The organism is Pseudomonas sp. P7548 (assembly GCF_013386585.1).
Classification (GTDB): domain Bacteria; phylum Pseudomonadota; class Gammaproteobacteria; order Pseudomonadales; family Pseudomonadaceae; genus Aquipseudomonas.
Map to the genome: position 1 here is coordinate 1 of NZ_JACARO010000237.1, position 318 is coordinate 318.

The 318-nt window shown below is 68.6% G+C and carries 1 protein-coding gene; it reads left to right on the plus strand.

The window, feature by feature from the left end:
* The coding region (locus HX803_RS32475) for an AMP-binding protein (protein WP_178926125.1) at positions 1–318 on the plus strand (318 nt) is incomplete at both ends.

A 318-nucleotide genomic window follows, 5' to 3' on the forward strand; every position in this document is an offset into this window, starting at 1 on the left:
AGCGCGGACCATCGAGCGCCTGGCCGGCCACTGGCGCAACCTGCTGCGGGCGATTGCCAGCCAGGGCGTGGACCAGCCCGTTGCCGACCTGCCGTTGCTGGGCGACGAGGAACAACGACTGATCCTCGGACGCTGGAGTCGTACCGAGGGGGTCTATCCGGGCGAACACTGCGTGCATGTCCTGATCGAGGCCCAGGCACAGCGCACACCGGAGGCCATCGCCCTGGTCTTCGGCGACCAGACGTTGACGTACCGCGAGCTGGATGGCCAGGCCAATCGCCTGGCCCACCAGTTGCGGGCGATGGGTGTCGGTCCGGA